We start from the raw sequence: 13,559 nt of genomic DNA on the forward strand, positions 1-13,559 counted from the left end.
AAAAATGTTAAGAAGCCTTGGGATTATAAGCACTGCAAATATAGAAAACAACTTTGGAGTACTCTGCAAACACAGACCTGTCTATATGCTGCCTTATGGCGGCAGGTATAGGCTGATAGACTTTAGCCTATCGAATATGGTCAACCATGGCATCAGGACTGTTGCAGTATATACAGGAGAGAAGATAAGGTCTACAATGGATCACCTTGGAGATGGCAAACCATGGGATTTAAACAGGAGAATAAATGGGCTTTACATTGTACCTCCGATAACACAGGATTACACCATAAGCAGATATGGAGATATTCCACAGTTTTTTAGTACTTTAGAGTTTATTGAACAAGTAAAAGAGAAGGTAATTTTAATAAATGAACCCAATATAATTGCAAAGGTGGATCTAGACGATGCGATGGAGCATTTTCTTGAAACCGACGCAGACATAACATTGTTCTACAAGAGAATACATGATCCATTAGGAAACTATATAAATTGTGAAAAGATAAGTATTTCTGAAGATGGAGATATGATAAATATAGGTTTAAATCTTGGAACGGAAATTGACTTTAACATGTATTTGAGAATGGGATACATCAAAAAAGAAGTGTTTGTAAAACTTGTAAAAGAGTCGATTGAAAAAGGAGATGCAGATTACATCCAAGAAGCAATCATAAAAAACAGACATAAATACAAGATAAATAGCTACGAGTTCAAAGGGCATGTTGAAAACATCAGAAATCTAAAGACTTATTATGATGCAAATATGAATTTATTGAAAAGAAATATATCAAATGCAGTTTTTCAAGAAAATGGAGTTGTGCTGACAAAGACGAAAGACGAACCCTCAACTATATACACAGACAGTGCACAAGTTCAGAATTCATTAATTGCAAATGGATGTATAATTGAGGGAAAAGTCGAGAACTCAATCATATTCAGAGGTGTAAGAATAGGCAAAAATGCCATAGTTAGGAATTCCATCATCATGCAAAAGTCGGAGATATTAGAAAATGCTTCTGTTGTAAACTCAATCTTAGATAAACAAGTCATCATAACAGAAGGAGTAAGGATAGCAGGCACAAGATCTATACCTTATGTAGTTGAAAAAAATCAGATAATCGGAAGGGATTGAAGCAGTATGAATATAGTATATGTATCCTCTGAAGCAGCGCCATTTATTAAAACTGGTGGGTTGGCTGATGTTGCAGGATCATTACCTAAAGCTATTAGAAAAAAAGGACAAAAAATATCATTAGTTCTTCCTTTGTATTCTCAAATTGATGATAAATACAGAGAAAAAATGGTAAAAGTAAAACACTTCTATGTCGATTTACAATGGAGACATATTTACGCAGGTGTCTTTAGATACGAAGATGATGAACTAGATGTGTATTTTATTGACAACGAATATTACTTTAAAAGAGAAGGCCTTTATGGGCATTTTGACGATGGCGAGAGATTTACATTTTTTAACAAAGCAGTCTGCCAGCTGTTAAAAGAGCTCAATTTAAAGCCGGACATAGTGCACGCAAATGATTGGCATACAGGATTACTTCCGCTTTATATCAAGGACTTTGCAAAGGGAGATCCATATTATAAGGACATAAAGACAGTCTTTACAATTCACAATTTAAAATACCAAGGCGTCTTTGACAAAGAAGTGCTTTCAATAGCGGGTTTAAGCTTTGAGTATTTCAACATGGACGGGTTGGAGTTTTACGACAAAGTCAATTTTTTAAAAGCTGGGATAGTATATTGCGATGCTTTGACTACTGTATCAAAGACTTATGCAGAAGAGATAAGATATGATTTTTATGGAGAAAATCTCCAAGGCATCATTAGAAAACACGAAAATAAACTAGTTGGCATTGTCAATGGAATAGATTATGAAATTTATAATCCTGAAACAGATAAGAACATACCTTTCAACTATTCTATAAACAATCTGGAAAACAAGAAGAAAAACAAATTAGAATTGCAGAAGCTATACAATTTGCCGCAAGACGAAAACATACCGCTAATATCGGTTGTATCTAGACTTGTAAGCTCAAAGGGATTTGATCTTATAAGATATATATTGGAAGAGTTATTGAAAGAAGAAATTCAGTTTGTGGTCTTGGGGACTGGTGATAGAGAGTATGAAGAAATGTTTAAAATGTACGCGTGGAAATATGAAGCTAAACTGAGTGCGCATATATATTTCAACCAGAAGGAATCCCATTTAGTGTATGCAGGTTCAGATATATTTCTCATGCCATCGCTGTTTGAACCTTGTGGAATATCTCAGCTCATAGCCATGAGATACGGAACAATTCCAGTAGTAAGAGAAACAGGCGGCCTTAAGGATACCGTCATTCCATACAATAAATACACACAAGAAGGCACTGGCTTTAGTTTTGCAAATTACAATGCACATGAGCTTCTATTTTCGATAAAAGAAGCGCTGAGCTTGTATAAAGACAAGGATAAATGGAAGAATTTAGTCATACAAGCGATGAAAGCAAAACACGACTGGGAGAATTCGTCAATAGAGTACATCAAATTATACGAATTTCTTTTAAAACAATAGAAGGTGAATGGATGCAAAAAGATTTAAATTATATACGACAAGACATACAAGACATTCTCTATCAACATCAAGCAACAGTACTGGAAGAGGCATCGATTGGTGAAATATACAGAGCGACTTGCTACTATTTGAGGCAGACTATAGGGAAGAACTTATATGAGACAGAAAAATCAATGGCCGATGACAAGATAAATGTATTTTTGTCGCTTGAATACTTGCCTGGAGATTTACTGGCTAAACACATTAATTACATGGGAATTTCAAATGACATTCAAAATGCATTATCTAAAGAGGTTGTAAATCTAAAATCTCTATTGGAAGAAGACAAGAGCATAGAACTCGGAAAAAGCTACATGGGAATATATACAGATTCTTTAATGGACAGTTTTTCTAATCTAAAGATAAACTGCATAGGCTATGGACTATTATATAGAGATGGCTATTTTAAGCAGCTTGTAGATGAGGAAGGCCAGCATGAATTGCCAGATGACTGGTGGAGCAGGGGAAAAAATTGGCTCTATAAAAAAGAATTTAAATACTCAATTGACACATATGGCGAAGTTGAAACTCAATATAGAGATGGAAAATACAGGTTTAATCAGCTAAACACTAGCAAACTAAATATTAGATGCTATGATCTTCCATATATATCAAAAGGTACTGACTTTTACTTAAAGATAAGGCTCCTTGATGATGGGAATTACACAAATAGACTATTGCCTAAATCAACAACCCAGTCAGATAGAGAGAAAAAATTAGTACAAAGGTATATTTTGGTATCATCTAGTTTGAAAGATGCAATCAGAGAATATTTGGAAACAAACGAGGACATCAGAAAATTTTCATCATATTTTAGAATCTTGCTAGCAGATTCGAATTTGTTGATAGCATTGCCAGAATTTATGAGAATATTGCTGGATGAATACAATTTGGAGTGGGATGAAGCGTGGGAGCTAACGCAAAATACTTTCACATACATCAGATTGAAAGAAGACTATTTACAGACGGAAGGTAATCTCTTGATGAAAGTCCTTCCTAGAGTCTGGATGATTTTAGATGAGATCCATCATAGATATATTAAAAAAATCACTGCCGACAATCCAACTGGGGAAATAAAAGAAGAATCAATTCTATGGGACGGAGAGGTAAGGCTTATCAACTTGGCAAAAGCCACAAACACCAAGGTGGACACCATAAATCCTTTAATTGCGATATCACATAGAAAGTATTTAGAATATGGGAATCCTGAGTTGTTTGATTTTTTAAAAACCGCAACATCCGAGGATTTATCTAAAGACATTAAAAAAATAGACGGCATTTTAGATTTAGTCAATGATGTTAGTTTTGTTGAAGAAATTAAGAAAATAAAGCAAAGACATAAAATTAGATTAGCGCAAGAAATATTCAATCAATATAGGGTCAAGATAAATCCTTATCATCTATATGATGCCCACATCATTCAAATAGACGATAAAAACAGGCAATTGTTAGAGACTTTATACATCATATATGAGTATTTAAGGCTAATTGACAATCCTAACATAGATATTCTGCCAAAGGTTTTCTTTATTGCGGGGAAAGCTGATTCAAACGATAAAATTGGGAAACTCATTATTAAACTGATATTCAAATTATCACAAAAAATAAACAAAGACATGACTATCAAAGATAAGCTGAGATTGTTTTTCCTTGATGATGCCGCGTTAGATCGTTTAGGCAATATATATTCGGCAATCGATTTAGCAGAATCCCTTGCAACACCGACTAAAGAAAAAGTGAATGCTTTTAAACTCATAAGCATGGTAAATGGAAGCCTTGCAATGGGATCTAAAAACAAATATAATTTAAATTTCTTAAGTTATGCAAAAGACGGCGTATATCTTTTTGGATCTGAAGAAAAAGAAATACAGGAGATATATGAAAATAAAAATTACAACTCACAGGAATTGTACTATAAAAATGCCACTTTAAGAAAGAGCATAGACGCGTTAAATGGAGCGTATGGACTTTTTTTGCCAGATGAATTTAAAGAGTTATTTGATTTATTGATTAAATTTAATGATATAAATCTAGTTTTAAAGGACTTTGAAGATTATAAAAAAGTGAGAGAAAATATAGATAAAGATTTCTTAAATAAAGATATTTGGCATAAAAGGGCCATTTCGAACATAGCTTTGATCAAGGAATATTCTTCTGATTCAGTGGTAAAGAGCCAATTCGATTATTTATTTTAAAAAACGGAAGGGGTAACATAGTTTGGAAATGATTTCTAATAAAGAATTAGGAGCAATATACACCACTGAAAGGACTATTTTTAGGACTTTTGCTCCCGATAAAAACAATGTTAAGCTGAGGCTTTTTAAAGATGCGCTTAGCTTAGAGAGTAAAGAGTACAACATGAGAAAGGACAATGATGGTGTATTTGAAGTAGAGGTTTCGGGTGATTTAGATGAATACTTTTACACTTATATAGTTGAAAATGAATTTGAAGTGACAGACCCTTATTCGGTAGCTTCAAGCATCAATTCAAATAGATCGTGTGTGATAGATTTATCAAAGACGAATCCAGAAGGCTTTTTAGAACATCCAGAGCCTCCGATCATCAATCCCACAGACTCAATAATATATGAACTTCATGTTAAAGATTTTACATCTCATTCAACATCAAACATAAAGAACAAAGCTTCTTTATTAGGCATGACAGAAAACAACACAAGCTACAACGGCTATAAAACAGGGCTAGATCACCTATCTGAGCTTGGAATAACCCATGTTCATTTAATGCCGGTCTTTGATTATCTCACAGTAAAAGAGGACAGAGAGTTTACATTTGACGATGACAACTACAATTGGGGATATGATCCAGAGCTATACAATACAATTGAGGGAAGTCTCACACTTTATCCAGAAGAACCTAAAAAAAGGATTTATGAATTCAAAGAAGCCGTCATGGCATTCCACAAGAGAGGAATCAAAGTTGTTTTAGATGTTGTATACAACCATACTTTTAGAGGAAAGACCTCAAATTTTAATGTGCTGGCTACAAACTATTACTTTAGGCAATGGCCTGATGGAAGTTTTTCAAATGGATCAGGTTGTGGAAACGAATTTGATTCACAAAAGCCTATGGCTAGAAAATTCATCATCGACAGCCTAAAATACTGGGTAAATGAGTTTAGAGTGGATGGATTTAGATTCGATCTAATGGCACTAATCGATATCGACACGATCGAGTTGGCAGTAAAAGAATTGAGAGAATTAAAACCAGATATCCTGATATACGGGGAACCTTGGATGGCTGATAGAACACCACTGCCTTCAAATAAGACGACATCTAAAGGTACTCAATCAAAGGCATCTTTTGCTTTGTTCAATGACAACTTCAGAAATGCTATAAAAGGAGATAATGACGGATATTCATTGGGATTTGCACAAGGGAATCTAGATGAAAAAAGAAATGCGGAAACTGGGATAGCGGGCAGTATTTTTTACGATGAAGCGAGAATTGGCTTTACTCAAAAAGCTCGTGAAACCATTAACTACGTAAATTCACATGACAATTTAATTTTACAGGATAAATTATTGAAAGTTTTTCCTCAAAAGACTGAGGCGGAAATTAAAAAGTATAATAAATTCATACATTCGATATTGTTTTTATCTCAAGGCATACCTTTTATACATTCGGGAAACGAGTTTCTAAGGTCAAAGAATGGGCATCACAACACTTACAATGCTCCTTTGAGCATCAATGCGGTAGACTGGTCGCTTAAAGAAAAGAACATAGATGTATTCAATTATATAAAGGACTTGATTGAGTTTAGAAAATCTCATTCAGCATTTAGACTAGACAATGGAGAAGAGATAAGGGATAGATTAAAGTTTTTCGACCATGTCGAGTATTGTCCAACAATAGCTTACACAATCAAAGAAAATGGGAATTACATTCTAGTTGTTCACAATGCAAATTCAACTCCGTGTTTGCTCACTTATCAAATCCTAAAAAAACACATCGTTGAAAAATACAAAGACGAATTTAAAGACATGACTGTTGATCTCATATTTGATGAACACGGAATTGTAAGAAACAACACAAATCTAAATCACGCTAATGGAGTACAAACACAGGCAATTTCAACATATGCATATAAAGTAAAAACAATTAGATAAAAAAAATTCGGGACTGATCCCGAATTTTTACTCTAGAATGTAAACTTTCACTTGTCTTCTGCCAAAATTTTTAACTTCCCAAGATGTTTTAAAGAATAAATCTATTTTGTTGCCTTTAATGGCTCCTCCTACATCTTCAGCTATAGCAAATCCATAATCTTTAGATCCATCGAGTGACTCTATGTAGAGCCTTGTGCCTAGAGGGATTACTCTTGGATCTACAGCAACTGTTCCAGGACGAGCATAAGTGCCTGTAGCAGTTAAACCGTAACCGGCTTGACCAGGATATTTTCCTGTACTTGCATATGAATTATCATATGCTGTGGCAGTCATGATAATTGACTTTTTAAATCTTGTGCTGCCACGTGATGTAGTAATGACATTTTTCGTTCCTTTTTCAACGACTTGAGTCACTGGTTCTTCGATGATCTTATCACTTAAGACTACGCTCGATACGAGGATACCATTTACATATTTTTCCTTTACTTGAGTTCTCTTCAAACCTTCTTTTCCCTTTTGAAGCGTTTTTAGAGTTCCTATCTCCATTTTAGAATTAGAAATAACTTGTTTTTCAAAAGGTAATTTTGTATCTGTGGTTATGATTTTTTCTTCTACTCTGTAAACTTCAATCTCTCCATTGTCAGTTACAGCAGCATTTAATGCAGGGTCAGTCTCATCCTGCGAATTTAATTTTATATCAGCTTCTCTTAAAATGTCTTTAGTAATTGTTTCGATGGTGGTTATTTTTATGCTCTTACCATCTACTTTAATAGTGTAATCTTTTGGATTTTTTATGATAATCTCTAAGTTGTTTTCAAGCTCTGTGTCTAGTGAAGGACTTACATAAGCACCTTCTTCAACAACAATTCCCTCTTCATCAATTAACTCTTTTACCGTCTGTGAGTAAGTGGTTAAAGTTTTAACTTCACCATCTACATTTAAAGTGACATCGCTTTTTTGTAAAAATGTCATTCCCAAAGACAGCAACATTGCTATAGCTAAGAGTACGAGGACTGTGATTTTACTGAATGAATCAGTTTTTAATCTGTCCATACTTTCCTCCTTAATTTTATTACAAAAAGATTAAACTTTGTAACCCTTTTGTAACTTTTTAGACTATTTTAGTATTCTAAACGATTATTCAAAACTTGTCAAATTTTTGAGTAAATAGACGTAATATTCTAAAAAATACGACTGTTCATTATCTTGACAAAGCTCATAGATTAGCTATAATATAGATATTAATACGATGGCGAATCCTTCGTCTCCATTGAGAGAGAAGGTTTTTTTATTAAGGCTAAGGGAAGGAAGATGGAAATGAATAAATATTATCTCACTACACCGATTTATTATCCGAGCGACAATCTTCACATAGGGCATACTTACACTACTATTGCTGCAGATACTATAAAAAAATACAAGAAATTAAAAGGATTTGATGTGTTTTTTACTACGGGCACTGATGAACATGGTCAAAAAATCCAAGAAAAAGCTAAAGAAAATGGAGTTACACCTAAAGAATATGTAGATGGCATAGTGGAAGACATAAAGAAACTCTGGGAGACACTTGAGATTGACTACGATTTTTTCAGGAGATCTACTGATCCCGACCACGAAAAAACTGTACAGAAAATCTTCACAAAACTGTATGAAAAAGATGAAATATACAAATCGTTTTACGAAGGCTACTATTGTACTCCGTGCGAGTCTTTCTGGTCAAAGAGCCAATTGGTGGATGGCAACAAATGTCCTGACTGTGGGAGGGAAACTCACATAGAAAGAGAGGAAACCTACTTTTTCAGGCTCTCAAAATACAGAGATAAACTTTTAAAATTCTATGAGGAAAACCCAGATTTCATTCAACCTGAATCAAGGAAAAATGAAATGATAAATAATTTTCTCAAAGATGGACTCGAAGACTTAAGCGTATCTAGAAGCACATTTGACTGGGGAATAAAAGTACCTTTTGACGAAAAACATGTAATATACGTATGGATAGATGCATTATCTTGCTATCTCACAGCTTTGGGATACGAAACAGAGGATGATGAGAACTTTCAAAAATTCTGGCCTGCAGATGTTCATTTAGTCGGAAAAGAAATAGTGAGATTCCATACTATTATTTGGCCTGCTTTGCTCATGGCATTGGATTTGCCGCTTCCTAAAAAAGTATTCGGGCATGGCTGGATACTATTTGATGACGACAAGATGTCAAAATCCAAAGGAAATGTCATTTACCCAGAGCCTATCATAGAACTTTATGGAGTAGATGCGTTTAAATATTTCCTACTAAGAGAATTTTCGTTTGGACAAGATGGATCTTTTTCAAGAGAAAAGTTCCTGCAAAGACTAAATTCAGACCTTGCAAATGATTTGGGAAATCTAGTCAGCAGAACGATCACGATGATTGAAAAATACAATGATTCTCTAATACCAAAGCCTGTACTTGAAGAGGGCATAGACAAAGAACTTAAGGACATGGCGAGCGCAACGCATAAAAAAGTAGATGAGTACATGCAAGAATTTAATTTCTCATATGCTCTCGAAGAGATATGGAAGCTCATCAGAAGGACAAATAAATATGTAGATGAAACAATGCCTTGGATATTGGCAAAGGAGAATAAAAAAGACAGACTAGACACTGTGCTGTACAATTTAGCTGAAAGCTTAAGAATTGTCGCAGTACTCTTGAACCCATTTATGACAAATACATCAAAAAACATGTTGGATCAACTTGGAGTAACCGAAAGCTTATCATGGGAAGATGCAGGAGAATGGGGAAAACTGGAATCGAATCTAAGGGTGAACAAAAAAGATATCATGTTCCCTAGATTGGATATTGAAAAAGAATTAGTAAAGCTTGAAAAAGCCAACTCTGATCTAATAGAAAAAAGAAGAGAATTAAAGGAGAAGAAGAAATTGGAAGAAAATAAAGAAGTCAAAGAAACCAAAGAATTAGAAGAGAAAGAAGAACTTATTACAATAGACGATTTTGCAAAAGTAAAACTAAAGGTAGCAAAAGTAATAGATTGCACAAACCACCCAAAGGCCGACAAATTGTTAGTGCTTACTTTGAAAATCGGGGATGAAACAAGAACTGTCGTATCAGGTATAAAGGAATATTATAAACCTGAGGATCTAATTGGAAAGAAAGTCATAGTAGTAGCAAATTTAAAGCCAGTTAAATTAAGAGGCATAGAATCAAGAGGCATGATACTAGCTGCCGAAGACGAAAACGGAAACTTAACTTTGCTGTCAACATTAGATGAAATTGAAGATGGTGCAACCATATCTTAATAGGGAGAAGAAATAGATGTTTATTGATAGTCACACACATTTAGATGATGAGAGATTTGACAGCGATAGAGATTTAGTCATAAAAAACTTAAAAGCCAATGAAATTGATTTAGTGGTAAATATAGGGGCTGATATTGCTTCTAGCATAAGCACTATGAACCTCGCTAAAACACATGAAAACATATACGCCGCTGTTGGAGTTCACCCTCATTCAGTCAGTGAACTTGTTGGAGTTGGATTGGACGAGATAGAGAATTTAGCCAGACAAGACAAAGCTGTCGCCATTGGTGAGATAGGCTTGGATTATTACTATGAGAACTCACCTAAAAATCTACAAAAAGAATATTTCATAGAGCAGATTAGATTGGCAAAAAAGCTTGATTTGCCAATAGTCATTCACTCTAGAGAAGCGGTTAAGGACACCTTGGATATAATAAAATCAGAGAAAAGCTCAAATTTAAGAGGAGTCATGCACTGCTTTTCTAGTAGTGTAGAAATTGCTAAAGAATATATAAAACTTGGCTTTTACATTGCAATCGGAGGAGTTGTCACATTTAAAAATGCTAGAGTCACAAAAGAGGTAGCCCAATTTATACCACTAGAAAATCTGCTGATTGAAACAGACTGTCCCTATTTAGCGCCAGAACCTTTTAGAGGCAAAAGGAATGAACCGAAGTACATTAAATACACCGCAGAAGAAATTGCTAAAATTAAAGAGATCGATTTAGAAGAAATAGCATACAGCACGAGCGCAAATGCAAAGAAGCTCTTTGGCATAGCGACTGGTGATGCAAATGATTAAAGAAGTCATCGTCGTAGAAGGAAAAGATGACATAGCTAAAGTTAAATCAGCAATTGAATGCGAATGTATTGCTACCAATGGCTTTGCATACGGCAAGAAATTCATCAACATATTAAAGAAGATCGACAGAGAAAGAGGAATAATCATTTTTACAGATCCCGACTACCAAGGAGAAAAAATAAGACGGGAATTAAAGAAATTGTTTCCAAATGCAAAACATGCATTTTTATCTCAAGAGAAAGCTCTTAAAGATGGAGATATCGGAATAGAAAATGCGAATAAAGAAGATATCATAGAGGCTATAAGCAAAGTAAGACCTACGATGATAGAAAAAGAAGAGATATTTACAGTGAAAGATATGATAGCAAATAACCTCGCAAATGGAAATGGCGCAAAATATAGGAGAGAACAGTTGGGGAACATATTAGGCATAGGCTATGCAAATTCAAAGACTTTTCTTGAAAGACTAAACGCCTTTGGAGTAACTAAAGAAGAATTCATAGACGCTTTAAAAAGGATAGATAACAATGCACGATAAAAGACTTTATTCACCAAATCAAATAAGAGATATTCTCGAACAACATGGGTTTAATTTTTCCAAAGCGCTTGGTCAAAACTTTCTAATTGATGGGAATATAGTAAGAAAAATTTGCGATGCAGCGGGAGTGGATGAAAATACAAACGTACTTGAGATAGGCCCGGGAATAGGCACGCTTACTGAGGAATTAGCTATGAATGCCAAAAAGGTAGTTGCAATAGAATTGGACGAGAGATTAAAGCCTATACTTGAAGAAACTCTAAGAGATTTTGAAAATGTAAATGTGATATATGGCGATTGTTTAAAGCTCGACTTAAAAGAGATTATTGAAAGAGAATTCAACGGTGAGCGAATTTCAGTAGTTGCAAATCTTCCATATTATGTGACCACACCCATATTGGAAAAGCTATTTGAAAATGATCTTCCAATCGATTCAATAACAGTGATGGTACAGAGGGAAGTGGCAATGAGAATGACTGCGCAAGCAGGGGCAAAAGACTACAGCTCGTTGTCTGTCTTTGTCAGATTTTACTCTGAACCGAAAATTGAATTTAAAGTGCCAAACACAGTTTTTATGCCCAAGCCCAAAGTTGACAGCGCTGTTGTAAAAATGGAGTTGAACAAATCATATGATGTGGATAAAGAACTTTTTTTTAGAATAGTAAAAGCTGCTTTTTCAAAGAGGAGAAAGACCATTATAAACGCTCTATCGAGCTATGAGGGTATTGACAAGGACAAACAAAGCATCAAGGAAATTCTATATATAGCAGACATAGACGAAAATAGAAGAGCAGAGGATTTGACGATAGAAGAATATATAAATTTAACTAAAATATGGGACATGAGTTTAAAAGTAGGATTATTGGGTAAAAAAAGACTGTATTGACAACAATACCCTATGGGGGTATAATAAATGTAACAGATATATTAAATAATTGGAGGGGATAACTATGAAAAATGTCGTAGTATATACAAGCAGCACTTGCCCATACTGCACCATGGCAAAAAATCATCTAAAAGAAAAAGGTGTAGATTATGTTGAAAAAAATGTCTCAACTGACAATGAAGCAAGAAAAGAATTAATGGCAATGGGACATATGGGTGTACCAGTCATTTTAATTGATGGCGAAGAAATAGTTGGATTTGACAAAGACAAAATAGATGCTCTTTTGGGAGCATAAAAAAATAGGGTAGATTATCTACCCTATTTTTTATGCGTTTAGATCTTTCATAAGGCTGTTTAAATCAAGACCATGAACCATAGCTGCTTCTTCAAGGCTTTCCATTTGGCTTGAAGGGCATCCTACACAGCCCATTCCATGTCTAAGAAGTATTTCTATTGCTTCAGGTTTTTTCCTGATAACTTCGCCGATTAGCATATCTTTTTTAATTTCCATATTCAAAACCCCCTTTAATTCATACTATAATACTAGCATATAAATTAAATTTTGGCTAGTGTTTTTTTAAATTGTAATTGTTTCAAAAATCAATTTTTGGGAATAATATACATAGGAGGCGATATCATGAGTGATTCAAAAAATAATTCAGGGATTTTAGATTTGATCGTTAAGATAATAGTTTCAGCTGTTGTTTTAGGGATAACAGCATTTTTCACACCCGGTTTTAGCACATCTGGGATTGGGACTTTGATTCTTGCGGCAATAGTAATAGGAGTGCTAAATTGGGTAGCTGTAAAGGTAGTAGGGGTTAACGCTTCTCCATTTGGAGCAGGGGCTATAGGTTTTATTGTGACGGCTCTAGTTTTATACTTGACCAGATACTTTGTCGACGGTTACAATATCACAATACTGGGAGCAATTATAGGCGCCTTGGTTTTAGGCATAGTAGATGCGCTGCTCCCTGGAAGAAGAGTATAAAATATATGTCAATAGTCAGTGAAAATGTCATGTAAAAGTATAAAGTTTTATTCAATGAAAATGTCACTATTAGAATTTGAAAATATATTTACACTGTTTTATTGGAAAAAGGCTTTTAATTCATTTTAAGAGATGTTTTACCTATAAAAATCTCTAAGACACGATGTTTACGCCTTGAAGATTTCACTAGAAAAATCTATTCCCTATCAATAGGTATAAATAGTTCTTCACAGTATAAGCTCTCAAATACTAGAAATCAAAACCCTATCAATAAAAATAGGCACAAGAAAATAAACCCTTGCAAAAGAGCCT

12 protein-coding genes are annotated in these 13,559 nt (G+C 34.4%); 10 read left to right on the plus strand and 2 right to left on the minus strand.

Annotated features, from left to right (window positions below; all coding sequences use genetic code 11):
• The first annotated feature begins 4 nt into the window (after positions 1-4).
• Genes glgD through pulA form a run of 4 tightly spaced genes read left to right on the plus strand, consistent with a single transcriptional unit; the run spans position 5 to position 6,733 of the window.
• Positions 5-1,129 (plus strand): glucose-1-phosphate adenylyltransferase subunit GlgD, encoded by a 1,125-nt coding sequence (gene glgD / locus BO51_RS02190; protein ID WP_496483531.1) that lies wholly within the window; start codon positions 5-7, stop codon positions 1,127-1,129.
• A 6-nt stretch (positions 1,130-1,135) separates the two neighbouring features.
• Positions 1,136-2,566 (plus strand): glycogen synthase GlgA, encoded by a 1,431-nt coding sequence (gene glgA / locus BO51_RS02195; protein WP_496483533.1) that lies wholly within the window; start codon positions 1,136-1,138, stop codon positions 2,564-2,566.
• Positions 2,567-2,577: 11 nt separating this feature from the next.
• Complete coding sequence (locus tag BO51_RS02200) at positions 2,578-4,800, plus strand: glycogen/starch/alpha-glucan phosphorylase (RefSeq protein ID WP_496483534.1); 2,223 nt, start codon at positions 2,578-2,580, stop codon at positions 4,798-4,800.
• Positions 4,801-4,828: 28 nt separating this feature from the next.
• The gene (pulA, locus tag BO51_RS02205) at positions 4,829-6,733 is read left to right on the plus strand and encodes a type I pullulanase (protein WP_496483558.1); all 1,905 of its coding nucleotides are present in this window, start codon (positions 4,829-4,831) and stop codon (positions 6,731-6,733) included.
• A 27-nt stretch (positions 6,734-6,760) separates the two neighbouring features.
• Here the strand turns inward: pulA and BO51_RS02210 are convergent, their stop codons facing one another.
• A complete protein-coding gene (locus BO51_RS02210; protein WP_496483536.1) occupies positions 6,761-7,786 on the minus strand; it encodes a resuscitation-promoting factor in 1,026 nt (341 codons plus the stop codon).
• Between the two features lie 258 nt (positions 7,787-8,044).
• Here BO51_RS02210 and metG point away from each other — a divergent pair, with 258 nt between their 5' ends.
• The 5 genes from metG (at position 8,045) to BO51_RS02235 (ending at position 12,551) form a co-directional block, all read left to right on the plus strand.
• Complete coding sequence (metG, locus tag BO51_RS02215) at positions 8,045-10,030, plus strand: methionine--tRNA ligase (protein ID WP_496483538.1); 1,986 nt, start codon at positions 8,045-8,047, stop codon at positions 10,028-10,030.
• 16 nt (positions 10,031-10,046) lie between these two features.
• Entirely contained in the window at positions 10,047-10,832 is a 786-nt protein-coding gene (locus BO51_RS02220; protein WP_496483540.1) for a TatD family hydrolase, read from the plus strand.
• Positions 10,825-11,370, plus strand: coding sequence for a ribonuclease M5 (gene rnmV / locus BO51_RS02225; protein ID WP_496483542.1), 546 nt, complete (start codon positions 10,825-10,827; stop codon positions 11,368-11,370). Before BO51_RS02220 ends, rnmV begins: the two co-directional genes overlap by 8 nt.
• Positions 11,360-12,256 carry a 16S rRNA (adenine(1518)-N(6)/adenine(1519)-N(6))-dimethyltransferase RsmA gene (rsmA, locus tag BO51_RS02230; protein ID WP_496483544.1) on the plus strand — a complete coding sequence of 299 codons (897 nt, stop codon included), beginning with the start codon at positions 11,360-11,362 and terminating at the stop codon, positions 12,254-12,256. Before rnmV ends, rsmA begins: the two co-directional genes overlap by 11 nt.
• Positions 12,257-12,320: 64 nt before the next feature.
• The gene (locus BO51_RS02235) at positions 12,321-12,551 is read left to right on the plus strand and encodes a glutaredoxin family protein (protein WP_496483546.1); all 231 of its coding nucleotides are present in this window, start codon (positions 12,321-12,323) and stop codon (positions 12,549-12,551) included.
• Between the two features lie 30 nt (positions 12,552-12,581).
• Here BO51_RS02235 and BO51_RS02240 read toward each other — a convergent pair whose 3' ends face one another.
• On the minus strand, positions 12,582-12,767 hold the full coding sequence (locus BO51_RS02240; RefSeq protein WP_496483548.1) for a DUF1858 domain-containing protein: 186 nt from the start codon (positions 12,765-12,767) through the stop codon (positions 12,582-12,584).
• Positions 12,768-12,893: 126 nt separating this feature from the next.
• Between BO51_RS02240 and BO51_RS02245 the strand changes: the two genes are divergently transcribed.
• The gene (locus BO51_RS02245; RefSeq protein ID WP_496483550.1) at positions 12,894-13,247 is read left to right on the plus strand and encodes a phage holin family protein; all 354 of its coding nucleotides are present in this window, start codon (positions 12,894-12,896) and stop codon (positions 13,245-13,247) included.
• Positions 13,248-13,559 lie beyond the last annotated feature (312 nt).

This window comes from Soehngenia saccharolytica DSM 12858 (genome assembly GCF_059568515.1).

Excerpts from the sequence above, each read along its gene's own strand:
- BO51_RS02220 (WP_496483540.1), top strand. The coding sequence starts at position 10,047 with ATGTTTATTGATAGTCACACACATTTAGATGATGAGAGATTTGACAGC.
- BO51_RS02240 (WP_496483548.1), bottom strand. The coding sequence starts at position 12,767 with ATGGAAATTAAAAAAGATATGCTAATCGGCGAAGTTATCAGGAAAAAA.
- glgA (WP_496483533.1), top strand. The coding sequence starts at position 1,136 with ATGAATATAGTATATGTATCCTCTGAAGCAGCGCCATTTATTAAAACT.
- rsmA (WP_496483544.1), top strand. The coding sequence starts at position 11,360 with ATGCACGATAAAAGACTTTATTCACCAAATCAAATAAGAGATATTCTC.
- metG (WP_496483538.1), top strand. The coding sequence starts at position 8,045 with ATGGAAATGAATAAATATTATCTCACTACACCGATTTATTATCCGAGC.
- BO51_RS02200 (WP_496483534.1), top strand. The coding sequence starts at position 2,578 with ATGCAAAAAGATTTAAATTATATACGACAAGACATACAAGACATTCTC.
- BO51_RS02210 (WP_496483536.1), bottom strand. The coding sequence starts at position 7,786 with ATGGACAGATTAAAAACTGATTCATTCAGTAAAATCACAGTCCTCGTA.
- rnmV (WP_496483542.1), top strand. The coding sequence starts at position 10,825 with ATGATTAAAGAAGTCATCGTCGTAGAAGGAAAAGATGACATAGCTAAA.
- BO51_RS02245 (WP_496483550.1), top strand. The coding sequence starts at position 12,894 with ATGAGTGATTCAAAAAATAATTCAGGGATTTTAGATTTGATCGTTAAG.
- BO51_RS02235 (WP_496483546.1), top strand. The coding sequence starts at position 12,321 with ATGAAAAATGTCGTAGTATATACAAGCAGCACTTGCCCATACTGCACC.
- glgD (WP_496483531.1), top strand. The coding sequence starts at position 5 with ATGTTAAGAAGCCTTGGGATTATAAGCACTGCAAATATAGAAAACAAC.
- pulA (WP_496483558.1), top strand. The coding sequence starts at position 4,829 with ATGATTTCTAATAAAGAATTAGGAGCAATATACACCACTGAAAGGACT.